This window comes from Litorilituus sediminis (assembly GCF_004295665.1).
GTDB classification, from domain to species: Bacteria; Pseudomonadota; Gammaproteobacteria; order Enterobacterales; family Alteromonadaceae; genus Colwellia; species Colwellia sediminis.
In genome coordinates, this window is the sequence record NZ_CP034759.1 from 3,211,430 (window position 1) to 3,235,898 (window position 24,469).

The 24,469-nt window shown below is 40.0% G+C and carries 16 protein-coding genes and 2 pseudogenes; 8 read left to right on the forward strand and 10 right to left on the reverse strand.

Going from position 1 to position 24,469, the window contains the following annotated elements:
- Window positions 1-124: 124 nt before the first annotated feature.
- The 3 genes from glnD to EMK97_RS14330 form a co-directional block, all read right to left on the reverse strand.
- Window positions 125-2,713, reverse strand: a complete 2,589-nt coding sequence (gene glnD / locus EMK97_RS14320; RefSeq protein ID WP_130603316.1) for a [protein-PII] uridylyltransferase — start codon at window positions 2,711-2,713, stop codon at window positions 125-127.
- Window positions 2,714-2,718: 5 nt separating this feature from the next.
- A complete protein-coding gene (locus tag EMK97_RS14325; protein WP_130603318.1) occupies window positions 2,719-3,537 on the reverse strand; it encodes a hypothetical protein in 819 nt (272 codons plus the stop codon).
- A gap of 395 nt (window positions 3,538-3,932) precedes the next feature.
- Window positions 3,933-4,436, reverse strand: coding sequence for a MarR family winged helix-turn-helix transcriptional regulator (locus tag EMK97_RS14330; RefSeq protein ID WP_130603320.1), 504 nt, complete (start codon window positions 4,434-4,436; stop codon window positions 3,933-3,935).
- Window positions 4,437-4,589: 153 nt separating this feature from the next.
- On the opposite strand from EMK97_RS14330, the pseudogene EMK97_RS14335 reads away from it, so the two are divergent.
- Window positions 4,590-5,791, forward strand: a pseudogene (locus EMK97_RS14335) (IS3 family transposase); the annotation flags it as partial.
- A 26-nt stretch (window positions 5,792-5,817) separates the two neighbouring features.
- Window positions 5,818-6,564: pseudogene (locus EMK97_RS14340) on the forward strand (IS256 family transposase); the annotation flags it as partial.
- Between the two features lie 215 nt (window positions 6,565-6,779).
- Here the strand turns inward: EMK97_RS14340 and EMK97_RS14345 are convergent.
- A complete protein-coding gene (locus EMK97_RS14345) occupies window positions 6,780-10,028 on the reverse strand; it encodes a S41 family peptidase (protein WP_130603322.1) in 3,249 nt (1,082 codons plus the stop codon).
- Window positions 10,029-10,415: 387 nt separating this feature from the next.
- Entirely contained in the window at window positions 10,416-11,504 is a 1,089-nt protein-coding gene (locus tag EMK97_RS14350; RefSeq protein WP_170176771.1) for an OmpA family protein, read from the reverse strand.
- 358 nt (window positions 11,505-11,862) lie between these two features.
- Here EMK97_RS14350 and EMK97_RS14355 point away from each other — a divergent pair, with 358 nt between their 5' ends.
- Window positions 11,863-12,795, forward strand: a complete 933-nt coding sequence (locus tag EMK97_RS14355) for a hypothetical protein (RefSeq protein ID WP_130603326.1) — start codon at window positions 11,863-11,865, stop codon at window positions 12,793-12,795.
- Window positions 12,796-12,959: 164 nt separating this feature from the next.
- On the opposite strand, the gene EMK97_RS14360 is transcribed toward EMK97_RS14355, so the two are convergent.
- Together EMK97_RS14360 and hutH are read right to left on the reverse strand one after the other, a co-directional pair.
- Complete coding sequence (locus EMK97_RS14360) at window positions 12,960-14,984, reverse strand: urocanate hydratase (protein ID WP_130603328.1); 2,025 nt, start codon at window positions 14,982-14,984, stop codon at window positions 12,960-12,962.
- A gap of 15 nt (window positions 14,985-14,999) precedes the next feature.
- Complete coding sequence (hutH, locus tag EMK97_RS14365; RefSeq protein ID WP_130603330.1) at window positions 15,000-16,532, reverse strand: histidine ammonia-lyase; 1,533 nt, start codon at window positions 16,530-16,532, stop codon at window positions 15,000-15,002.
- A 126-nt stretch (window positions 16,533-16,658) separates the two neighbouring features.
- Between hutH and EMK97_RS14370 the strand changes: the two genes are divergently transcribed.
- The 4 genes from EMK97_RS14370 (at window position 16,659) to nhaD (ending at window position 20,238) form a co-directional block, all read left to right on the forward strand.
- The gene (locus EMK97_RS14370; protein ID WP_130603332.1) at window positions 16,659-17,552 is read left to right on the forward strand and encodes a LysR family transcriptional regulator; all 894 of its coding nucleotides are present in this window, start codon (window positions 16,659-16,661) and stop codon (window positions 17,550-17,552) included.
- Between the two features lie 112 nt (window positions 17,553-17,664).
- Window positions 17,665-18,231 carry a hypothetical protein gene (locus tag EMK97_RS14375; RefSeq protein WP_130603334.1) on the forward strand — a complete coding sequence of 189 codons (567 nt, stop codon included), beginning with the start codon at window positions 17,665-17,667 and terminating at the stop codon, window positions 18,229-18,231.
- 158 nt (window positions 18,232-18,389) lie between these two features.
- Window positions 18,390-18,686, forward strand: coding sequence for a hypothetical protein (locus tag EMK97_RS14380; RefSeq protein ID WP_130603336.1), 297 nt, complete (start codon window positions 18,390-18,392; stop codon window positions 18,684-18,686).
- A gap of 154 nt (window positions 18,687-18,840) precedes the next feature.
- Complete coding sequence (nhaD, locus tag EMK97_RS14385; RefSeq protein ID WP_130603338.1) at window positions 18,841-20,238, forward strand: sodium:proton antiporter NhaD; 1,398 nt, start codon at window positions 18,841-18,843, stop codon at window positions 20,236-20,238.
- 262 nt (window positions 20,239-20,500) lie between these two features.
- On the opposite strand, the gene EMK97_RS14390 is transcribed toward nhaD, so the two are convergent.
- Window positions 20,501-20,773: a hypothetical protein gene (locus EMK97_RS14390; RefSeq protein WP_130603340.1), complete on the reverse strand. Its 273-nt coding sequence runs from the start codon at window positions 20,771-20,773 to the stop codon at window positions 20,501-20,503.
- 257 nt (window positions 20,774-21,030) lie between these two features.
- Between EMK97_RS14390 and EMK97_RS14400 the strand changes: the two genes are divergently transcribed.
- Entirely contained in the window at window positions 21,031-21,264 is a 234-nt protein-coding gene (locus EMK97_RS14400) for a hypothetical protein (protein ID WP_130603344.1), read from the forward strand.
- Between the two features lie 116 nt (window positions 21,265-21,380).
- On the opposite strand, the gene EMK97_RS14405 is transcribed toward EMK97_RS14400, so the two are convergent.
- Both EMK97_RS14405 and EMK97_RS14410 read right to left on the reverse strand, forming a co-directional pair.
- Window positions 21,381-21,878: a DUF6702 family protein gene (locus EMK97_RS14405; protein WP_130603346.1), complete on the reverse strand. Its 498-nt coding sequence runs from the start codon at window positions 21,876-21,878 to the stop codon at window positions 21,381-21,383.
- Window positions 21,878-24,316: a M1 family metallopeptidase gene (locus EMK97_RS14410; RefSeq protein WP_130603348.1), complete on the reverse strand. Its 2,439-nt coding sequence runs from the start codon at window positions 24,314-24,316 to the stop codon at window positions 21,878-21,880. The genes EMK97_RS14405 and EMK97_RS14410 overlap by 1 nt, the downstream gene beginning before the upstream one ends.
- Window positions 24,317-24,469 lie beyond the last annotated feature (153 nt).

Consider the following 24,469-nt stretch of genomic DNA (forward strand, 5'->3'; position numbering starts at 1 on the left):
ATGTTGAGGCTTTTTTGTGGCCAATTGTCCACTTCGCATATAGCTAAATTAAAGTGTCGGTGCTATCTTGGCGGAAAATGGGACACCATAAACTGGCTAGCCAAGTAACTAATGATATATTTACCTAGGCTATTTTATCAATGAGCAGTTCAGATAGTTCTTGTTTGTCTTGCTCTGTCATCACTTCATTATCAATGGTTGAAACTGAGAATACGTTTTCGGCGCTTTCACCAATCGTGGTTATTTTTGCTGAATGAACAGTAAGTTGTTTTTTACGAAATACTTCACAAATCTTTTCAATAAACTGCGGGTTATCAAGCGCGCTAATTTTTAATAGTGTTCTGCTAGATTTCTGCGTGGGTAGAAAATCAATGTCAGGCGAATTTTCAAAGGTCGAAAAGTGTTTCGGCTCTTTAGGTTTATCAGGTTTATCATTAAGCTGTTCACTGGTTAACACCTTATTAATGCATGAAATAACGCGCTGTTCTCGATATGTGTCGGTAATTGGCTCATCGTTATAGTCTAGAATTTTTATAACTTCGAGCGCGTTGCCGCTTTTGGTCTTATAGAGTTGCGCTTCTTTCACTTTAACTTTTAGCGCTGATAAGCAGTTAAAAAGATCAACAAATAACATGCTCCTGTCAGGTGAGTAAACTAGCAGATTATTGCACTCTAAATTAGGGTTTTGTGACAGGGTGGCAAGGTGTGCTTGTTTATTCTTTGTCAATATTTGTTGGCTAAATTCGACGATTTCTTCAACTTGATTATTGCTAAAAAAGCTTGAGGGAAATACAGACCAAAGTGACATCACTTCATGTTCTGGAATACCTGATTCAACTAATGCCTCAAGTGACTCTTGCTTGTTTTCGCGAATCACAATACGCTGCTCAAACACATTTTCAATGCCATCATTTAGTGCTTTACGCAGTGAAAAATACCATTCATTTAGTAAGCTTTCTTGCCATTCGTTCCAGCATTGATCATTAGTTGCCATTAAATCTGCCACGGTAAAACAGTAAAGCGCGTTTAATTTAGCTTCTGTTCTGATGCGTTTAGCTATGGTACGAATCACCTCGGGATCTTGAATGTCTCGTGATTGAGCAGTACTGATCAATAAGTCTTGGTTATCCACTAACCAATAAATTAACTCAACTTCTGATCGCTTAAGATCATGCAGCTGGGCAAATTCTTTAGCGTACATGGCGCTGAATTCATTGGCTTCGTGCGTTTGTTTACCACTTAAGTCATGGCACAAGCCAGCTACGGTTAAAATAAGTTTAAGTTTTTTCTCTTGGTAGATGCTTGAGATCAGCTTTTTGTTTGCTGATTTATCGCTAAAGCCATCAACACATTGTAATAATTTAAAGGCATGCTCATCGACGGTATAAGCGTTATGAATATCAAACTGCATTTGGCCTTCAATTGATTTCCACTCGGGAAAATACGATGCCAGAACTCCGTAGCGATGCATTAAACTAAAGGCGCGTTTTAAGCCATTATTATGACGCAAAATTGCTATAAACTCGGTTCTACAGGCTTGGTAGTCTTGCAGTTCCCCTAATAAACTGCGCCTGGTTTGTCTCAGCAATCGTAAGGTTTCTGGGGCAATATCTCTTATTTCGCTGTGCTGTGCAATCAGATGGAATAAGGTCAGCACATTGGCTTTATTTAAAAATACCTCATCATACTTAGCTTGTATCATGTGATTAACAATGAAGAAATGCTCGTTTAAATCGATTTTGTTATTAAGTGCTTTCGGTTCAATAAATATTCTCCGTTCGATTATTCGTAACATCATTTGATTAAGCTCGCGAATACGGGTCATTGCTCTGAACAGTTGGCGCATCATTTTTTCAACCGCAAGCTGTGCATTGTCGCCGTGACCAAATTGCATAAATTTGGCAACCTCTATTTGGTACTCAAATAATAATTCTTCAGTGGCTCGACCCGCGACCACGTGCAGCGCCCAACGTATTCGACAAATGAATTGATAGGCTTCAAGTAATTCTTGATATTCATCCGGTTGCAGAAAACCAAGTTGCTTTAAAGACTCTGCGTCATCAACGTGAAAGTGCTTTCGGGCTATCCAAATGATTGTTTGTACATCACGCATGCCACCCGGATTATTCTTCATGTTTGGCTCTAGATACAATGCGGTGTTTTTGGCTTTGTTGTGGCGAGCTTCTTGTTCAGCAACCTTATCGGTAAAAAAATCAGCGCTGGAGGTTATTTTATCTGAATATAGTAGCGTAAGAATGTTTTGCGCATGTTGCTTATTGCCGTACAAAGTATGAATATCAAGCAAACATGTGGCTATGGTGGCATCGCAACGTGCAGCTTGAATATTTTCTTTTTCGGTTCTAACCGAGTAACCAATATCGACACCTAAATCCCACAACTTAGTTAAAAACTGTGAAATAGCTTGCTCTTGAGTTTTGTTAAGCGTTTTATCTGACAGAATACACAGATCAATATCAGACTTAGGGTGTAAGGTTTGTCGGCCAAAACCGCCGACAGCATTAAGAGATAAGTCTTGCCATTTATCTAAGTTAAATGCTTGCCATAATGCAACCAATAAATGATTAAACAATTGCGCTCGTTGCTGCTGTAGTTGTTCAATTTTAGTGTCGAAAAATGTGCGATTAAATGCTGCTTCATTTATCGCAATATGATTTTTTACTGCTTTAATATCTAAAATGTCAGGAAAATTCATAATAATTAAAGTCTTTTAAACCATGTGTTTAAGTGGGTTAGCTTGCCATCGATAAATGATTCATTTTTTAATGTGCCGCCAAAATCAAATTGGTTTTCAGCACAAACACTATTAATGGTTAAACTGTTGGCGTTTACGATAGTAAATGCCGTTTCACAGCCCTTAGCACGGTAATGCATTTGCATGTAGTTGATAAGTGCGCTAATCACTGTATGGATATCTTCGCCAAGGTTAACCATAAAGGCTGCAAACTCTACTGCACTGTCTTCAGGGTTGTACTGCGCTGTGGCTGAAGCAATCACTTCATTATTTTTGCTTGCGTTAAATACCATGACATCATCATTTTCGCTTGTTTTAAGTCGACCTGAAAAGCTAATGACTTGGTCATTATTGAGCTGAGGACTATCAATATTAGCGTCTGGTGTGATCTCGATTTTTTCTGGGTAAGTCACATCAATAGCTTTAGTTTGCAGTGCCAGAGCCTTGTCTATAATTTCATTTTGCCTTTCATTTATTTGGCTTGTGTCATCATCTAAGAAATAGACCAGAAAAATAGCGTCTTGTAATCCATAGTAAGCCAAGATTGATGCTTCGATTTTGAAACCATGTTGAAAGAAGTAAATTGCCTGTGCTTCTGATACTTTGACGGATAGTTTTTTAATATCTTTTTTGTAGGCATGTTGTTTAATAAATGGCACAAATGAGGAAAGCTCTGCATTACCGACACTCTCAAACCTAAGCGTTTGTGCTTTACGGTCTTCAACATAAACGGCATCAATTTTTTGTGCGAGCTCATCCAATGTTTCGCATATATAGTGTTCCATTGTCATTACCTTTTAAATGGTTTGAGTTCTAACTATATCATATGGTGATTAAATGTTCAAAATTCCAAATTATGATATTACAAAGCCATTTTTTTGGCTTTTTTTAGCTAGTTTGAATTAATTTAATTTGAACTCTAATTAGTAGTGGTGAAATTAATTTTGTTTGTTGGAGGTAATTCTGTTATTAGAAAATAGGTAATATATCTGGTGCTGATAAAAGAAAGTGATTATTTATTAAGATTTAAATATCAATAGGTTACAGGGGGATCTGGTTAGATATTTTTGTCTGAATTTAAAGATTTTTAAAGTTGGAATAGCAGGTTACTTCACTGAAAAATAACCTATAAATCAGTAAAAATAATGGTTAGAAGCGCATGGCTTATGTGAAACTGAGGTTATTTAGCAGGGCTTTTTGTTGTTTGTTCGGCACTTTTATCCATCGGCTCTATTTCCAATACTGGAGCAGCATCAAGATCGTTGGCATCCATCATAGAGGCAATGCGCTGCATTGAAGATAATAATAGTGATTGCTCCCATGGTTCTAAGCTGCAAAATTTTTGAATGAAATGTTCTTGCAGCGGTTGTGGCGCATCAATTAATGAGACCTTGCCTTGTTCTGATAAAAATAAACTGACTCGACGCTTGTCGTTGTCACTTCTTACGCGAGTGATTAATCCTCTATTTTCTAATCGATCAAGAATGTTTGTTACAGTTGCAGCGCTTAAGTTAATTTGTTTCGCTATTTGGCTTGCTGTTACTCCTTTTATTCTGGCGATTTCCTGCATAATGAGTAACTGCGGGCCAGTTAAACCTGATGATTTATTTAATTGCTTAGAATGCAAATCAATTGCTCTGATTACTTTACGAATAGAGACTAAAAGTTCTTCGTACTTTTCCAATGTTGATTCCTTAAGCAGCGCATTTGATAACTGAGGGCAGTGTAGCACAAACTGCAATTGTTTTATCTGTAAAACTAATTAAATCAAGTGAGTTTATCGGTTAGCTCACATATGTCCCGTCCTGAAATGTGTTTACACTTTTAGGGCTTTATTATGAGCACTTCAAACAACAAAAGAGTTAAACGTACGCAACGCGACTATACTTTAGGCTTTAAATTATCAGTTGTGGAGCAGGTAGAAAAAGGCGATTTTACTTACAAGCAAGCGCAAATGCACTATGGCATACAAGGTAGAAGTACTGTCTTAGTGTGGCTAAGAAAGCATGGTAAGTTGGATTGGTCTAAAGCTATTTATATGCGCGATATGCCTAAATCAAAAGAAACACCCGCCCAGAAAATCAAACGCTTAGAGCGAGAGCTTGAAGATGAGCGCATTAAGAATCTCGTGTTAAATCGAATGGTCGATATTATGGATAATGAGCATGGAGCTAGTTTAAGAAAAAAGTACTTATCCGAAGTATCTGGGAAACCAAAGAAAAAGCAGGCCAAAAGTTAGCGCGTATATGCCGGGTATTTGAGCGTTCCCCACAAGGTATCTACCAAGCAATTAAACGTATCAAGCATCGAGCGATAGAGCTTGCTCCCGTAAAAGCGCATGTGATGTACTGGCGCAAGTTTATGCCACGAGTTGGTGGTAAAAAGCTGTACAAATTGATTAAACCACAGCTAGAGGAAGCGCAAATAAAACTGGGGCGCGACGGCTTGTTTGATTATTTACGAACGCATGGATTATTGGTACCACCAATAAAGTCATTTATCAAAACAACGCATAGTAAGCATTGGATGAAATCATCGCCGAACCTACTCAAGGTGCACAAGGCAAGTGCGCCTGAGCAGGTGTTTGTTAGCGACATCACTTATTTAAAATCCAGTCAAGGCATTCACTATTTATCACTTGTTACAGACGCATATAGCCGAAAGATTATGGGATATGAGTTAAGTAATGAGATGGAAACAAGTGATGTTAAGAAAGCACTAACCAGGGCCATTAATAATCGCGTCTATCAAAATTTAGCAATACACCACTCAGACAGGGGGCTTCAGTATTGTGCTTACGATTATAAAGCTAAGCTCTTTAATAACGGGATACTCTCATCGATGACAGATGGCTATGACTGCTATCAAAATGCATTAGCAGAGCGAGTAAACGGTATTCTAAAACAAGAATTCCTTATATATGACTGCAATACTATCCATGAGCTTAGGCAACTCGTTCAGGAGTCAATTCAGATATATAATGAAAAGAGGCCGCACTTAAGTTTAGGCATGAAAACACCAGAACAAGTGCATAAAAAAATCCAAGAGCCGAAGCGCTTGGATTTGATACGCTGTATCCGTTCATCTGGCTCGATGCTATCCACTATAAAATCAAGGAAAGTGGCCGTTATGTTAGTAAGGCAGTTTACACCGTGCTCGGTATTAATATCGAAGGCCGTAAGGAGCTGCTCGGCCTATACGTGTCAGAAAGCGAAGGTGCTAACTACTGGTTATCAGTGTTAACTGATTTACACAATCGTGGCATATCCGATATTTTAATCGCCTGTGTTGATGGGCTTAAAGGCTTCCCTGAAGCCATTGGCACTATCTATCCTGAAACCGAAGTACAGCAATGTGTAATCCACCAAATTCGGAACTCGATGAAGTACGTTGCTTCAAAGCACCAGAAGGCATTCATGGCTGACTTAAAACCTGTTTACCGTGCAGCTACCAAAGATGCTGCCGAGTCTGCATTGGATGAACTTGAGGCTAAATGGGGTAGTCTATACCCAATCGTAATTGAGTCTTGGCGTCGCAAATGGGCTAATTTATCGATTTACTTCAAGTACCCAGATTACGTGCGCAAAGCCATTTACACCACCAACGCTATTGAAGCTGTACATCGTCAGTTTAGGAAATTAACCAAGACTAAAGGCGCATTCCCGAATGAAAATAGCTTGATGAAATTATTGTATGCGGGCATATTGAATGCTTCGAAGAAATGGACAATGCCAATCCGCAGTTGGAACCTGACATTGTCGCAATTAGCCATCCACTTCGAAGGTAGATTAGATGGCGTGCTAGATATTTAGCAATTTAGGCTGACACAGAATTCTGAACGCCCTCTTTATAGCTGCATCAATGATTTTGTGTCTTGACCTAAAGCTGATCTTTAAGTCAGCTCAGATATTCTTAAAAAAGTCTCTGTAGAAATATTGAGGCTTTTTTTGTGGAAATTCTTTTAGGGTGAAAAAAACCGCATTGATAGATGCGGCTTTTAATCGTTCTAAGCAGTTTTACTCGCTTACTACTTTAATTTTTTCAGTAATACGTCAACGGCTTTTTCGATTTGCTTATCGCGACCTTTAGCGGTTGATTCAGGGTCGTTTTTCACTAAGTGATCTGGCATGGTTTGGTTATTTTCCAAGTATTCGCCTTTGGTATTTTTCATACCCACTTGTGGTACACCAGCGCGGAAATCACCAGAAATACCGGTTTCCCACCATACTGCGGTCATAGTACCTGGTACTGGCATACCCACCATTTCACCTAAATTAAGTTCATCGTAAGTATAGGCAAATGCGTGTGCGTCACTATAGTTACCTTCGTTAATCACTAATACTGAAGGTTTGTTCCATTGATCTAATGGGTCACCGTGGTATTTACGGCCACGTACGTGCATAGTGAAGTACTCGTTACCACTTAATAATTTAGCTAAGTCGTTGTGTAACCAACCACCGCCGTTAAAGCGAGTATCAACCACCACAGCTTCTTTATCAAAGTGCTTACCTAATAAGCGTGAGTATACCGCTCTAAAGCTTGGATCATTCATACCACGTACGTGCACATAACCTAATCGACCACCTGACAGCTCTTCAACCAAGGCTTCGCGTGAGGCCACCCAACGTTCATACATTAAATTACTGGTAGAGCGAATTGGTTTAACCACTTCATCAAAGCTGTCGCCATCAGCTGATTCAAAGGTGAATCTCACGCGTTTATCAGCGCTATGGTTAAGTAATTGATGTAGGTTTTGCGTATTCGTTAATTTAACGCCATTCACTGCTTTTAGTTTAACGCCAGGTTTGACTGCGCTATTATCTTTATCAAAAGGGCCTTTTGCTAATACTTCAATAACTTCAAAGTCGCTGCTGTTGTTAAAGAATAAACCTAAACGACCGGTAGCATCATGATGTGCTTGTTTTTTCGGACGATAAGATGAGCCGATATGAGAGGCGTTTAATTCGCCAGTCATTTCAGCAAACATATTGGCAAAATCACGACCATGGCCGATAGCGTTTAGCTTCTTACGGTATGAGTCGCCCATGTCATCCCAATCGATGCCATGCATGTCGTCACGGTAGAATTTATCTTTAATGATGCGCCAGCTGTGATCGAACATAAACGCTCGCTCTTGCGCTGTTTTAAGCTGCATTACCGGGTTAACACTGATAGGTTTTAAGGTGATTTTTTTGCCAACTTTACCTTGCTTTAATGTGCCGTCAGCTAGTACGAATAACTGCTTTTCATCGTCGCTAAATGACATGCTAACCGAGCGAGCACCTAACTTAGCGATAAGCTCAGTTTTCTTCTCGCGAATGTTATGACGCCATAAGTCATAACCCTTCTCGAAACGAGCAAGGTAGTACAACTCTTTGGTGTCTTTGGTTAGGTAGGCATCGCGAAGGTCTGATGCATGAACCGTTAAGCGAGCAGTGCGGCGTTCAATATTATCCCACGCTATGTTAACTGGCTCTTTAACTTCTTCTTTAGCATCTTTTTTGTCTTTGCCGTTTTTCGCCTTCTCTTTTTTATCAGAGCCTTCTTTATCTGCCTCGCTCTCTTCTTTTTTCTTTTCTAGCTCTTTATGTAGGGCATATTCTTCTTTAGACATGCTGAATTTGTCATAAGCATCTTGCGTTAAAAACGCTGCCATAACATCAGCTTCACGTCCCCAGCTACCATGATCTCGTTGACCGTAACGGGTACTAAACCATAGCACGGCTTCACCATCAGTGTGCCAAGTAGGACCGCCATCGCTGTAGCCAGATAGGCTGATATCTACCGGCTGTTTTGAGCCATCAGATGGGAATACGCCAACATTGGTGATAAATAAGCGACTTCTTGGCGCGTAGTCTGCGGTCATCCAATAGCTATCGGGTGCCCAGGCAAAGCTGATATCGCCATCTGCATATGAGTAGTTGTGTTCTTTACCAAGGGCAACATTGACTTTTTTAGTCTCGCGATTGAATACTTGAATTTCATCGCGGCCAGATAAAAAGGCAATCTTTTTACCGTCTGGAGAATACACAGGTTGGAAGCTGTCGGTATCGGCTACATGAACAGCCTCTTCTTTTAATGTGGTAGCAGCAAAGAAATATGGCTCGTCATCATTAACGATAGAGCTTTCATATAAACCCCAACGACCATTGCGTTCGGCCGTATAGAGTAAGGTTTTGCCATCTTTATGAAATGACACTGAGCGCTCTTGCTGTGGTGTGTTAGTGATGGCTCGTGTGGTTTTAAACTCTGTGCTGGCAACAAAGACTTCACCGCGGGCAATAAAGGCGACTTCTTTACCATCAGGCGATACTGAGTATTCGCTAATTTTGCCACCTAATGATTTAGGCAATAATTCATCTTCTTGAATATCGTTAGCGATATTGATTTCAACGTGGTTTAGCTTATTGCCTTTTTGCGTATAAATGCTGCCATGGTGAACAAAGGCTAGTGTACCTTTGTCGCTAATGGATAAGCTGCGTACCGGGTGTTGCTTAAACTTGGTAACTTGCTTTTTGTTGTCACCGTCTAAATCTGAACGCCAGACATTAAATGCGCCAGATTTTTCTTCACTGGTGTAGTAGAAAGTGTCTTTATCTTGCCATACTGGGTTGTGATCGCCACCTGCAAACGTAGTTAACTGAGTGTGTTTGCCGGTTTTTAAATCGTGAAGCCAGACATCGCGCGCAAACGCTGAGACATCATGCTTTCTAAATTGGTTTTCATAGGCTTTTTCATCACGATAAAGTAGTTTGTTGCCATCTGGCGAGTATTGCAGCTCTGAGCTGGCGATGGTTGACAACATCGACGGTGTGCCACCTTTCACAGAAACCGTATAGCTTTCTGTTAAGCGTGATGTTGGAAATAAGGTTGAGGCAGCCGAGTCTTGGCGAGCAGAAGTGAATAATACTTCTTTGCCGTTTTTACTGAAATCTTGTGGGATATCATGTGCTGAATGATAGGTTAAGCGCTTGGCTTTACCGCCTGTTGCTGGCATTAAATATACGTCTAAGTTGCCATTTCTATCACTGGCAAAGGCAATGCTTTTACCATCACGAGACCAAATAGGGTGACCATCCCAATCACTATGTAGGGTTAATGGTCTTGCTGTGCCACCTTTTGCTGAAACTGTGTAAATATCACCTTTATATGAAAAAGCGATTTTTTTGCCGTCGGGCGAAATGCTGCTATGTAGGAACCATTCTTCGCTTTTATCAGCATGCGCTGACGTGCAAAGCAAGGCTAAAGCAGACAAAGCGTACTTTATTTTTTGCATTGATATTCCCTTTATTATTATAAGGTTGTAATTTTTTTGGCAATTAGATAATCACCATAATGTTATATAGTAACACTTTGTTGTTGGTATTAATTCAGCTAGTGAGCATATTTAGTCAACTAATTTGTAACAAATTCATTACGTCGATAAATAAGCTAGGTTTTGTTGTTGAATATTTGTTGTTGAATAGTTATCAACTAAAGCAAAGCAGAAATGATGGCGTTAAAGCTGAAGCTAGTTCTAAGGGATTGGCTAACAGTCTTTAGGTGATGTAGTTGTAAGTAATTAAAGAGCTGTGTTAATCAGTGAAAGCGTAAGCTAGTGGCGAATGGCTGAACAGAAGAAAAAGCCTCAGCATAAGTGTTGAGGCTTTTTATAGCGAAATAATTACTGTTTTATAGCAACTTTTCGTGTTGTTTCGATAACCGCTTCAATACGACGGTTTTCACTGTGGGCTTGGCTGCTGTTAGCTGTATTTAATAAACGCGCTTCACCGTAACCTACAGCAGATAGACGCTCTGCTTTGATGCCATGCGTTTGGGTTAATCTATTAACAATCGCTTGGGCACGAGCTTGTGATAGCTTTTTATTATGTTTTGCTGAGCCTTGTGATGAGGTATGGCCTTCAACTACCAGTTTAGTGTGCGGGTAAGTTTTCATAAAGTCAGCCATTTCTTTAATTTCATTAAAGTATTCTGGCTTGATTTCAGCTTTGTTGTTATCAAAATTCACTAAAAGTTGAATTCTTAAGTTCTCTTGAGTGAAAACAGTACAGCCATCGCTGTCTACCTTATCGTTTTTAGGCGTGTTGGCGCATTGATCTTTATTATCGGCTACACCATCATTGTCGCTATCTATTACTTGAGCACTCGCTTGCTCTGCAACAACGGCTACTGGCGCTATTTTGCTTGCTGGTGCTGACTTTTTGCTTTCGCCAAAAAAGTAGATAAAGCCTAGCTGAGCAGTATAGTCAGTAAAGTGCTCTGAGAATTGGTAGTGAGTTTTACCTTCAAAGTAAAGAGCGGCGTTGTTAGTTAAGTGATATCTATAACCTGCACCTAAGTTTACTGAGGTTTTTCTATCAACTATATCCATTGAGTTTAAACCACTCATTAGATAGAAGTTTTCTTTATTTAGAAAATATAAAACATCAAAAGCTGTTGCTGAGGCATCAGGCTCTTTAAAGCCGCCATTTTCTTTTACTAAATTTATTTCGCTGTGGGCAAAGCGAAACTCTAGCGCTTCACTGTAGCGGTAACCAAACTCTGCGCCCAAGCCTGAGCCATGGTCGACATCTGAGCGTAAATCGTCGGTCATTAAACGCTCATTGTCTGTTTTAATGTGCATTAAGTGACCGCCGCCATAAAATTTGCCAACTAAATCTTTGGCTAGTGGTTGTTCGGCAACGGCTGTAAAGCTTAATGAAAGTGCCGCAGTAGCAGCAAGCGTGATAGCTGATAGGTTAAATCGTGTCATGTGAGTGATATCCATATGTAAAAATTGCGCAGTATATAGAGCTTTTGCTCTTATGCAAGTATAAGGTGTTTTATTTCCTTATTGCAGTTTGTTCTTGCTTACTCTTATCTGTTCATTTGCTCGAAAATGGCATATCAACATATGCGGTATTGATACTTATTGCGTTTTGGCTGCCATCGCTGTTTCGTGGATAAGTAATAAAAAAACACCATGATAAATAGCTAGAGTTAACGGCGCTTTTTGTCAAAAAGAGTTTATATAGAGATTTTTTACTCATATAGAAATTGATTATGATATATATTTATGATTAGATATCGTCGATACAATGATGTAATCAAAAAATTAAAAGGAATTAATTATGAAAAAACTCTTCATTTATACTGGCCTGCTGGCATTTTTTTTATTTGCTGCGCATGTAAACGCGACTCAACTACCTTTATATATCAAACAATGTGATAATTGCTCTGCTCAACAAATGAAAAGCAAAGCAGAGGATGTCATTAGAAATTCTACCGTTGCCGTTTTAGATACTGTTTCCTCAACTATTAAAGTCTATGATGTTAGGCTTCAAATACAAGACGATGAAATTGAAGTGGTGACAGCAAAGGAACGTAGTTTGCCAAACAATGTTGCAGATTACTTCAATGACACGATTCAGTATAAAAATACGTTTATTGGTAACCTCAAAGCAAGTTACCCTGGTCTAGTTATTCCACTAGACAGTATTGCAGGGATTCCTCAAACAATAACCAAAAATGCAACAAGCTACACTAACGCTACTAGTAATTGTGAAAACAGCTCAGGTAATAATGCATATAACTTTATGAGTAATAGTAGTTATAGGAATAATGTTTTTGATGCCTTGGTTGGGCAAAATCATAACTATCAAATGCATAAATCGTCTTATTCCGCTACGGTTGACAGTTTACAAGTAGGAGTTGACGCTAAGTTTATTAGTGGGAATTTAGGTATCAAATTTTTAAAGAAAGAATTAGTGACACTGCCCTTTAATGATGGTTCATGGGTTAAAGTAACGATTAATTCAAATAAAAGTGGCTTTGATATCTCAGCTGCTAGAGATTGCGCGAATAATAATATCCCTGCATTGAAATCAGAAGCCACAGGTCAATTCTCAATAGTAGGTCCTGGGCACTATGTAGACTTTCAAAATTATATGGATTATGTGGGCAACTATAGTTATGTTGGTAGTTACCAACCGGGCAAAACATGTTCGACTTCTTGTGTCATGACAGGAGGAAGTCATATGGTTTGTACTCTCAACTGCAGATAAAAGTGAATAAAAGGGGGGTAGAGCCTAAGGGAGTCCACAAAGAACATTTCAGAGTTTTTGTGAGTAGACTGTATTCTTAGCTTTATCGAAAGGAAAGTCAGGAAAATACAAGAGCTAGCCTAAATAACAAGGCTAGCTCTAAAGCAAGTTATAAGCTTAACTGACTAGAAAGATAAGTTATCTAAAATATCATCTTCAACTAGATTCGCTAAAGTGACTTTTAACTTAGGTGTACGCTGCATTTCACGTTTAATGGCAAAGTTTGCTTCCTCATTGCGTGCCCAGCTACGACGGGCGATACCATTGTTTACGTCAAACAGTAACATAGATTTTAAGCGACGCTCCGCAGCTTCTGAGCCATCAAGTAACATACCAAAGCCACCATTGATAACTTCACCCCAGCCAACGCCACCACCATTGTGGATTGATACCCAAGTAGCACCGCGAAAGCTATCACCAATAACATTGTGAATCGCCATATCGGCGGTAAAGCGGCTGCCATCGTAAATGTTAGATGTTTCTCTAAACGGTGAATCTGTACCTGAAACATCGTGATGGTCACGACCTAGCACAACAGGGCCAATTTCGCCGGCGTTAATGGCATCGTTAAAGGCTTTGGCAATTTCCATACGACCTTGTGCATCGGCGTAAAGAATACGTGCTTGCGAGCCAACAACGAGCTTGTTTTGCTTAGCGTCGTTAATCCAGGTGATGTTATCTTGCATTTGCTGCTGAATTTCTTCAGGTGAATCAGCCATGATTTTTTCTAACACACGTGCGGCGATAGCATCGGTTTTATCTAAATCATCAGGGTTACCTGAAGCACATACCCAGCGGAATGGACCAAAACCATAGTCAAAGCACATAGGGCCTAAAATATCTTGAACGTATGACGGGTATTTAAAATCAATACCGTTATCGCTCATTACTTCAGCACCAGCACGAGATGCTTCAAGTAAGAAGGCATTACCGTAATCGAAGAAGTAGGTACCACGGGCAGCATGCTTGTTCACTGAGTCAGCATGACGTCTTAACGTTGCTTGTACTTTTTCTTTAAATAATTCTGGCTGTTCACGAATTAGTCGATTTGACTCTTCATAAGAGATATCAACCGGGTAATAACCACCTGACCATGGGTTATGTAGCGAGGTTTGGTCTGAGCCTAAGTGTACGAAAATCTCTTGCTCGTAAAAAGTTTCCCAAACATCAACTACGTTACCTATGTAAGCAATAGACACGACTTCTTCATTGGCTTGAGCTGTGCGAACACGGGCAACTAGCTCATCCATATTATCGATAAGTTCATCAACCCAACCTTGCTGATGACGCTTAGTTGCAGCATGAGCATTTACTTCTGCACACACGGTAATACAGTTAGCAATATTACCCGCTTTAGGTTGTGCGCCACTCATGCCGCCTAAACCTGCGGTAAGGAAGATTTTACCTTTCGGTGATTCATCTTTCTTTCCTTGGGCTGCGAACACCTTGCGGAATGCGTTCATTACCGTAATGGTGGTGCCGTGTACTATGCCTTGCGGGCCAATGTACATAAATGAGCCAGCAGTCATTTGACCGTATTGAGTAACACCTAGTGCGTTAAACTTCTCCCAATCATCTGGCTGAGAGTAGTTCGGGATCATCATACCGTTAGTGACAACCACACGTGGAGCATCAACAGATGATGGGAATAAGCCCATAGGGTGACCTGAGTAAATATGTAAAGTTTGGTCGCTTTCCATTTCACTTAAATACTTCATCGCTAGTAAGTACTGTGCCCAGTTTTGGAACACGGCACCGTTACCGCCATAAGTGATTAATTCTTCAGGGTGCTGAGCGACGGCTGGATCTAAGTTGTTATCAACCATTAGCATAATGGCAGCAGCTTGTTGGCACTTTGCAGGGTAATCGGCAATTGAGCGCGCTTTCATGTTATAGCTTGGCTTAAAGCGATACATGTAAATACGGCCAAAATCTTTAAGCTCTTGGGCAAATTCCACTGCTAACTCTTGATGCCAGGCTTTAGGGAAATAACGTAGTGCATTTCGTACTGCTAATAGCTTTTCTTCAACGCTAAGAATATCTTTACGTTTTGGCGCGCGGTTAGCATCAGCAGGGTACGGTTTTGCTGCTGGTAACTCGCTTGGGATACCCTGTTTTATTTGTGCTTGAAAGTTTAATACGGTTTCCATAATAAAAGTCTCCCCTTAGTCTACAGCGGCGTCGGCATTTACATTAACATTGAAGGCTTGTGATTTAACTAATGCAATAATGGCATCAATATCTGGTTTGAGTAGTCTATCTTCTTCTAGCTTAGCGACTTTTGCTCTGATAATGGCAAAGTTTTGCTCAATAATCTCTGAGCACTTGTTTGGACGTCTAAAGTCAATTGCTTGTGCCGCGTACATTAGTTCAATGGCAAAAATCTTCTCTAAGTTACCTAAGATTTGGTTAAGTTTACGGCTAGAAATACTACCCATAGAGACATGATCTTCTTGACCCATAGAGGTTGGCACACTATCAGCCGATGGTGGAAAACATAGTGATTTGTTTTCTGTTACTAAAGCTGCGGTAGCATATTGAGGGATCATCATGCCCGAATTTAAACCACCAGAGGTAGTGAGTAGGCGAGGCAAACCGTGTAAACCTTCCAGTAATAAGTAACAACGTCTGTCAGAAATATTACCTAGCTCAGCTGCCGCAATTGAAGCGTAATCTAGCACCATTGCCAGTGGTTGACCGTGGAAACTACCACCAGAAATAGCTTCTTCAGCGCTGATAACTATGGGGTTATCGGTTACTGAATTCATTTCAATTTCAGTAAGCTCTTTTAAGTGGTTATAGGCATTGCGTGAAGCGCCGTGTACCTGTGGAATGCAGCGCAGTGAGTATGGGTCTTGTACGCGATCACATTCTTCATGAGCTGCCATATTTTGTGAGCCTTTGAAGAAGCTTCTCATGCGACTTGCTACTTCAAGGTTACCCACGAATGGGCGAGTGGCATGTAATTCCGCTCTAAATGGTTGCTCGCTACCTTGCATACCTTCAATACTCATAGCACCAGTTAAATCTGCTAAATCAAGTAAGTAGCGCATTTTAGTTAAGGCAGTAATGGCATGCGATAAAATAAATTGCGTGCCGTTAATTAATGCTAAGCCTTCTTTGGCGTGCAGCTCCATAGGCTCCAGGTTGTGTTCTTTTAGTGCTTGCGCAGCAGGTACAATTTTATCGCCTTCTCCTGCTTTAGTAAGCCAAAACTCACCTTCACCTAATAAAGGTAAGAATAAATGAGAAAGTGGTGCTAAATCACCTGATGCGCCTACAGAGCCTTGCTCTGGCACTACTGGAATTAGGTCAAGCTCAATAAAGGTTAACATTCTTTGCACGGTTTCAAGACGAATACCGGAAAAACCTTGGCTTAATGCGTGTACTTTAGTGATAAGCATTAATTTTGAAATCGCTTTGGCAATCGGCTCGCCAACACCAACCGCGTGGGTGATTAACAGGTTTTTTTGTAAAAGATTGGTTTCTTCTGGGGTAATTTGCGTATCACATAGTGGGCCAAAGCCAGTATTAATACCATAAACGGCTTTGTCTGAGGCAGCCATTTTTTCAACGCGCGCTCGGCTAGTATTAATTTTATCTATTGCTTCTTGGCTTAGTTCTGCTTTGATATCGCCACTGGCAATACCGTTGACAATATCAACATCTAGATGGTCAATACCATAGTTAAAGGTCATCTTAATGCTCCTAAAATCTGTATGCTTTACTTATGATTTATTTATTCTAGCTTGTTCTAGATGTTTTATAGATGCATAATTATCGTAATTCATTCCGGTTTTATCAAACTATAGGGCGGGTAAAGTATGCAGATTCATGACGTAGACTTACGCTTATTACGTATTTTTGTCGCAATTGTGGAATGTGGCGGTTTATCTGCCGCGGAATCGCGCTTAAATATTGGTCGTTCGACCATAAGTTCGCATTTATCGGACTTAGAAGTACGTTTAGGCGTTAAGTTGTGTAAACGTGGCAGAAGTGGCTTTGAGCTCACTGAGCCTGGGCGAGTTACCTATCAAGCATCGCTTGAGCTATTACAGCAATGCGAGGCTTTTGCGAGTACTGTAGCGAGTGCAAAAAATGAATTGTCAGGGCGAATAACGATTGCCACTATCGATACTTTAGTCAGTGATCCTCGTTGCGGTATTGCTAAAGTTATCTCATCCCTTAAAGCCAAAGGCGATAACATTCAGTTTGATATCAATGTATGTGAAGCGCGAGAAGTGGAGACTGCTGTCGCTAATGGTCGATCTTTGGTCGGTTTAGGCGTGAGTCGCCATCATTTACGTGGTTTAGAGTATTACCCTCTGCATAATGAAACTAATTACTTATATTGCGGCCAAGGACACCCGTTATTTAATTGTCAGCCATCACAAATAGCTAAGTTACTTGAAACATCGGAAGTGATCACCAGTAATTATATGCGCGATAAAGAAGTACGTAACGATGGCTTGAATTACCAAAATACGGCCACTGCTTATCACGATGAGGGCATTGCTCATCTTATTTTGTCAGGTGAGTTTATCGGTTATTTGCCTGAGCATTATGCCAACCATTGGGTTGATAAAGGCTTGTTTCGATCAATTTTGCCAGAGAAATACTCGTACCAAATTCCTGTAGTGCTTATTTCATCAAAAAATCATGCCATATCACCGTTAGCTAATGCGGTGATTGATGAAATTAAGCGTTGTCATCAGTAGTACTGTGGCAAGGCTAGTTGCTGCGCTACACCTTACTTGCTGTGCAGGCTATATTTTATCAACTCTATCGATTACACTGGTTTAATTCGACCCATTAGGATGATGTGTAAAAATGCTAATTGATATCATTAAAGCTATTTTGTTTGTAGGCATCCCAGTTGGCGCATTTAGCTTTGTTATGATGTATTACGCCTATAAAAATGGCTATTTAACAACAGATATCGCCATAGAAGATGCTTTTAAAAAGCATAATCAAGAATATGTCAGTTTATCGAGAAAGAACAAAAAAGAGCTACGCTATTTTCACTCGAAATGGATATCTTTTGGCGGCGGCTTTTATGGTTTAGTGGCACTATTAACTTTTATCATCATCGAGTTACTGCAATTTAGCAACTTTTGGCTGGGGGTGACTGGTTGGCATGATATTGCCGCCTTATTTACCCTAGATTCTTTAATTAATATGTTTGTTGATGCTATTAAAAATATGGTTGCCGCGGCTATTTGGTTTACCTATTGGCCAGATGTGTTTGATACGCCAAACTTTATTGCTTGGATATTGGTTGCTTATGTTGGTTATCGACTTGGCGCTAATTTGGCGAAAAAGCACTTGGTAACGCAAAGAGAAATTAAGCTTAATGCCATTCGCGAAAGTAAGATTAAGGCACCCGAACTTGACTGATAAGTCTGACCCTACTCTTGAGAATACTCGACAGGAACTCATTGCATCACTGGGCGATTAGCGTGATAATACTGCATCTTGGTATCACTTCATACCAAGCGTTATGTCATAGTTAAAAGCATGGCTAAGCCCATTAGCACTTTATCGAGCACTTGCAGTTGAAAGCGATACTAGAGTTTTTATTACTTTGCTTATTTTTACATGCTAGCGCGCTAACGGCAGCAGATAAGAATAGCTATAGCGAGCTATTTTCAGATGTAAAAATGGCTGTGGCTAGCGAAGGGCAAAGTAACTCGGTAGATAACTTATCTTGCGAACCTAGCGACTGTGACTTTCTTACCTTTTCCTTCACATTTCCACCGTTATCACTAAGTGATTTCAACAACAGATTATGGCAGCTACAACTGGCTAGTCATGATGTTTCAAGTAATTTAATACGCGCTCCACCGCAATAATTTCAACGGTATTTTCAATCACATATTGCACTATTCGCTCATCACTTAAGGTTTTGTTGTGCCCTTTGGCTGTGCATCTTTTTTGTGTCAGAGAAATCCGTTGATAATCGTTTTACAAAATTAAAAAGTAACGTTATTTATTGGAGACATCTTAATGAAATATTTATTAGGCCTAGTGTTAGGCCTGTCTATGCCTTTTTATGCGCAGGCATCACAAAGCGTGGCAAATACCATCGATTTAACAAATCACTGGCTCGGTCCTGTCGCGCTAGGCGTTTTTTCACTTGCCTATATCTTAGTTATTTTGGAGGAAAAACTGCACCTGAGAAAGTCTAAGCCTGTTATTTTAGCAGCGGGCATTATTTGGTTTCTGATTGCCTTAGTTTATAGCGGTATGGGACAGCCTCATAGTGTTGAAGTGGCAATAAGACATAACTTTCTTGAGTACACTGAACTATTCTTTTTCTTACTTGTTGCCATGACATATATCAATGCCATGTTAGAGCGCGGCGTGTTTGAAGCTTTACGTAATTATTTGGTGGCAAAAGGTTTTAGCTACCGCAGCTTGTTTTGGTTAACAGGTATTCTGGCGTTCTTTATTTCACCCATTGCTGATAATTTAACAACGGCACTTATTATGTGCGCGGTCATTTTAGCTGTAGGTAAAGGTAAACCGAGTTTTGTCGCGACATCTTGTGTGAATGTGGTTGTTGCTGCCAATGCCGGTGGTGCATTTAGCCCCTTTGGTGATATCACCACCTTAATGGTTTGGCAAAAAGGCATTATAGAGTTTATTGAGTTCTTCTCACTCTTTATTCCTGCTGTGATTAACTTTGTTATCCCAGCAATGATAATGCAATTTGCTTTACCGCAAGGTATTCCGCCAGCAGCAAAAACATCGACAAAAGCCATGAAGTATGGCGGTTTGACTATTGTTGGCTTGTTTATACTTACTATTATCACTGCGGTAAGTTTTCACAACTTTCTTCATGTTCCGCCCGTATTTGGCATGATGACGGGTCTAGCGTATTTGAAGTTTTATGGTTATTACCTGCGCCAAAAATCAAAAGCTTGGACGCACGGCAGTGAGAATCCTCCAGGCTCTCAAGACAATGAATATGACTTTGATGTTTTTGCTAAAATTGCTCATGCTGAATGGGATACGCTGTTCTTTTTCTATGGTGTTATTTTAGCTGTTGGTGGTTTAGGTTTTATAGGTTATTTAAGTCTTGCGTCTAGCTATATGTATGGCGAGTTGGGCGCTACCAATGCCAATATTTTGGTGGGAGTTTTGTCAGCCATTGTTGATAATATTCCGGTTATGTTTGCGGTATTAACCATGAATCCTGATATGTCACATATGCAGTGGCTATTGGTTACCTTAACTGCAGGTGTTGGTGGCAGTTTATTATCAATCGGCTCAGCAGCGGGGGTCGCCTTAATGGGGCAGGCGCGAGGTCAATATACCTTTTTCAGCCATTTAAAATGGACGCCAGCAATTGCCTTAGGTTATGGCGCCAGTATATGGGTGCATATGATAATGAATGGCTAGTAAAGGTTGTCAGCCTAATAACTAAGATAAGCTTGTTTATTGATAAAAGCTTTAATATAAAAGCAAAAGAGCCTATCTTAGGCTCTTTTAAAAATTACAATTAAAACATGCCGTTGCTATGAGCCATCTTTTCAGGAATTTCTTGGTTGGAGAATGACTACAGCGGCATCAATTTGCTTTATTCTCAACTCCCTGACATAGCTCTGAATCGGTCAAATAATTATTTCACTTGGTATAATGCTAGCAAAGATTGATTTTTCCATTATTCAACCAAGCCGTTGCGTTTTAAGCCGCGTCTAACATTTTTACATAGTTTTGCCAGTCGAGAGATTTCACCAAAGCTTGGCGTAATATTATCCTCAAGTTTTACTTGCCAGTCACATAACTCAGTATCAACAATTTCAAGTAATTTTTTGGGGCAGCCGATACAGGAGATGCCACAGATATTGGCATCTGGCTCATTGAAGGGGAAATCATTGCGCACTGCTGCAATAAGATTTTTCATTGCTGTGCTGCGATCTGGCTTTTTACTCATATACGCTTCAGTGCCGGTTAGCTATGGGATGCGGGATGATACTAGCTTAGCCATTATGCGAGTAAGTGTTGTTGTTTTGCCTCAAGTTTATAGAGAAAGTTGCTGCCATTTTACTTTTTTTTGTTTTCATTTTTGACGCGAATAAATTTTTTATCTTACCGATAATATTTTTTAGTTTTACTTCAAGCGATAACAAGATTAATTTTCACAAGCTTGTAGAAGCAAGTAATGAATAACAATATAAGAAGGATATGTGTATGAAGCATATTTTATTAGCCTTAATCCTAATGAGTACGACTGTGATGGCTGAAGAAGAAGTAGTGAGTGTAGATTTTGTTGCAGACTCTTATGCGTATTGTGTTGAATATGCTCAAGGTGAAGAAAATACAGAAAATGCAATTTTGCAGTGTGTAAATGCAGAGTTAGAAGCGTCAGGCTATAAGAGATTTAAGTCTGTAAAAGAAATTAAAGACTTTATTAAGAAAAAGTAGTATTTCTTTAACCTCAGGTTTGCATAAAACATAGTGCTAAGCTAGCCAAGTGATGACCAAAAAAAAGAAGGGGATTTCCCTTCTTTTTTGTTGTCTCTTAATAACTTATTAGCCTATTAAAACGTACTGATTAACCAATCTTTATTATCGCTAAAGTACAAGGTTTTTACTTGTCCTTTACCTTCAATATTTACCATATTAATTTGCGTCGGCCAAAGATCACGTAGGCTGCCGTTATAGAGCTTAATACCTTTTAATTCGTTAGGTAGCTTAGCGTCTTGATAGACCCAGAAAAACTTACCTTCCACTTCATAACCGACACTATTTAAGGTTATTGCTGTATCAGCCAAAGTGCGGGCAAGAAATTGCTTGGCAACATAATCGGCAAATTGCTGCTGGGTTTTATTTGAGCTAATAATATCAGCATGTTTATCAAATAATTTTTGCACCGCATGTTCGGTGTCGTGCAAATAAAAACGATGCATTACCTCAAGGTGGCCAGAGCGCTTATTAAATAAAACCGTAGTTTCAGCGGCTTTTTGTTGGTGGGCAAACACTGGATTTGCCAACACCATTAAACAGCCTATTAAGAGTAATAACAGGTGCTTAGCCATTAGTTATCCTTCGCTTCTTTATCGTCAGTTTTAAGCTTAGTTTTGATATCTTGCATAATATCGCGCTTAACTTTGTCTTTGCTCTTCTTCGCTTTGTAGGCTTGAATACGCGATGGAATGATCTGACGTGGGTAATGGTTATTCTCTACATCTACGTCAGCCGTTTCCCAACCTGGATCAACCACAGCACTGACTAATTGTTTACCTTTCTCGGTAACAATCAGTTTGCGTACCTGCTTAGGCGAACGACGCCAGATTTCAGCAGGAATATACTGGTTTTCTTTGCTGCCATCAGCGTAAGTTAGCTCAAGTAATATTGGCATAACTAAACCGCCTAGATTAGAGAACTCCAATACATAGTAGTTTTTATCTTCTTCAATGGCGCGCGCTAAAGTTTCACGTTCCCAAGGCTTTAAATCTTTAAGGAATTTCTGATACTTGTTGCGCTCTTTGTTAGTTACGGTGAAGCGATCGTTATCATCGTAAAAGTCACGTACATCTGGGTTGCGATCAACCCATAACTCTTTACCTTCTGCCTTGTTGCGTTCAACAAACAGTGATGATGGCTTATCATTTTCAATATCACGTAAACGAGCAAAATCAATATCTGGGTTATGGGTGTCTAAGCGCATTTGATAAACCTTATCGATAGAAATATCAACATGGTCGGTAGAGTAGAACCAGCCACGCCAGAACCAATCTAAATCAACACCTGAGGCTTCTTCCATAGTACGGAAAAAGTCAGATGGCGTAGGGCGTTTAAACATCCAACGTTCAGCGTATTCTTTAAAGGCAAAGTCAAACAATTCGCGCCCTAAGATAACTTCGCGCAGAATATTAAGTGCTGCAGCAGGCTTAGTATAAGCATTAGGGCCAATACGTAAAATGCTGTCAGATTGCGTCATAATCGGCACTTGGTATTGCGATTTCATATAGCCGGTAATATCACGCGGCTCAACGCCCCAAGGGATAGTTGGGTCCCATTCACGTCCTGCTACGCCGTCAAGGAAACTGTTTAAACCTTCGTCCATCCAAGTCCATTGACGTTCGTCTGAGTTAACGACCATAGGGAAGTAGATATGTCCTACTTCATGAATAACGACCCCGATAAGGAAACGCTTTTCTGCCTGTGAATAAGTACGGTCGCCGTCATCTTGTAACTCGGTACGTGGGCCATTAAAGGTGATCATCGGATATTCCATACCGCCCACAGGGCCATTCACTGATTGCGCTGTCGGGTAAGGATAATCAAATGAAAAACGTGAATAGACTTCCATGGTGTGAATAACCGATTCGGTAGAATACTTCTTCCATAAGTCGCCACCTTCAACTGGGTAGAAAGACATCGCCATTACATGTGGCATTTTATCGCCACCTTGTTGGTAACCCTTGGCATCCCAAATAAAGGTACGTGATGAAGCCCAAGCAAAATCTCGTACGTTTTCTGCTTTAAACACCCAAGTTTTACGCTTGTTAGTACCTTCTTTTTCGTTTGCTAAGGCTTCTTCTTCAGTCACAATAAAGACAGGGCGTTTGGCTGTTTTTGCTTTTTCTAAACGTTTACGTTGGGTTTTAGTGAGTACGTCTTTCGGGTTGCTTAAAACACCGGTAGAAGAAACGATGTGATCAGCCGGTACGTCTATTTCAACTTCATAGTTACCAAACTCTAAAGTGAACTCACCACGGCCTAAAAATTCTTTGTTATTCCAGCCTTCGTAATCTGTATAGGCGTGTAGGCGCGGGAACCATTGCGCAAGCAAGAAGATATCGTTGCCATCGTCAAATTTTTCATAGCCAGAACGGGCAGATACGGCATTCTCTTCAACAATATTGAAAGCAAAATCAATAGTGAAATCAATATCGTCACCTGATTTTAACGGCTTAGGTAAGTCGATACGCATTTGCGTGCCAACCACAGTAAAGGCTAATTTATTACCTCGACTGTCTTTAACTGCTTTAATTTCATAACCTAATTCATTATCAGCCTTAAAGTGCATAGCACGTAATTCATTTAGGTTTAATTTAGTGGCTGTGTTGGCATCACCAACCGTATTGACAGGACCACGACGCCCCATACCGCCAAAGTTATTTGCCATATTAGCAATTGAATCATCTTTGAAACGGTTTTGATCTAACTGTACCCATAAATACTTTAAACGGTAGGGCGAATTATTCTGGTAGCGAATATCTTCAGTAGCGTTAATTCGGCGCAGCTTTTCATCAAGTGACACTTTAATTTTATAATCGACTTGCTGCTGCCAATAACGCTCGCCTGGTTCACCTGAGGCATTGCGATATACGTTAGGCGTTGGTAACACCTCTTCAAGTTGACGAAACTTATCTTCAAAGTCACCTTTAGTCTGCTTGATTGCAGAGGCATGAACAGATGAAGCTAAAGCTACAGTCAATAAACATGCTGAAATAATGGAGTTTTTCATAGGAATTAAGCTACTTATTGATTTAAATTATTTAGTTATTCTTGGGCAAAAGCCCATCACTTTAACGATTTTTGCCTTAATATTCGAGTCAGTCTCGTTGAAACGTCTAAGTTAAGCGATGGATGTACTGATTCAATATATCGAATCAAGTTT

Excerpts from the sequence above, each read along its gene's own strand:
- glnD (WP_130603316.1), bottom strand. The coding sequence starts at position 2,713 with ATGAATTTTCCTGACATTTTAGATATTAAAGCAGTAAAAAATCATATT.
- EMK97_RS14325 (WP_130603318.1), bottom strand. The coding sequence starts at position 3,537 with ATGGAACACTATATATGCGAAACATTGGATGAGCTCGCACAAAAAATT.
- EMK97_RS14345 (WP_130603322.1), bottom strand. The coding sequence starts at position 10,028 with ATGCAAAAAATAAAGTACGCTTTGTCTGCTTTAGCCTTGCTTTGCACG.
- EMK97_RS14350 (WP_170176771.1), bottom strand. The coding sequence starts at position 11,504 with ATGACACGATTTAACCTATCAGCTATCACGCTTGCTGCTACTGCGGCA.
- EMK97_RS14355 (WP_130603326.1), top strand. The coding sequence starts at position 11,863 with ATGAAAAAACTCTTCATTTATACTGGCCTGCTGGCATTTTTTTTATTT.
- EMK97_RS14360 (WP_130603328.1), bottom strand. The coding sequence starts at position 14,984 with ATGGAAACCGTATTAAACTTTCAAGCACAAATAAAACAGGGTATCCCA.
- hutH (WP_130603330.1), bottom strand. The coding sequence starts at position 16,532 with ATGACCTTTAACTATGGTATTGACCATCTAGATGTTGATATTGTCAAC.
- EMK97_RS14370 (WP_130603332.1), top strand. The coding sequence starts at position 16,659 with ATGCAGATTCATGACGTAGACTTACGCTTATTACGTATTTTTGTCGCA.
- EMK97_RS14375 (WP_130603334.1), top strand. The coding sequence starts at position 17,665 with ATGCTAATTGATATCATTAAAGCTATTTTGTTTGTAGGCATCCCAGTT.
- nhaD (WP_130603338.1), top strand. The coding sequence starts at position 18,841 with ATGAAATATTTATTAGGCCTAGTGTTAGGCCTGTCTATGCCTTTTTAT.
- EMK97_RS14390 (WP_130603340.1), bottom strand. The coding sequence starts at position 20,773 with ATGAGTAAAAAGCCAGATCGCAGCACAGCAATGAAAAATCTTATTGCA.
- EMK97_RS14400 (WP_130603344.1), top strand. The coding sequence starts at position 21,031 with ATGAAGCATATTTTATTAGCCTTAATCCTAATGAGTACGACTGTGATG.
- EMK97_RS14405 (WP_130603346.1), bottom strand. The coding sequence starts at position 21,878 with ATGGCTAAGCACCTGTTATTACTCTTAATAGGCTGTTTAATGGTGTTG.
- EMK97_RS14410 (WP_130603348.1), bottom strand. The coding sequence starts at position 24,316 with ATGAAAAACTCCATTATTTCAGCATGTTTATTGACTGTAGCTTTAGCT.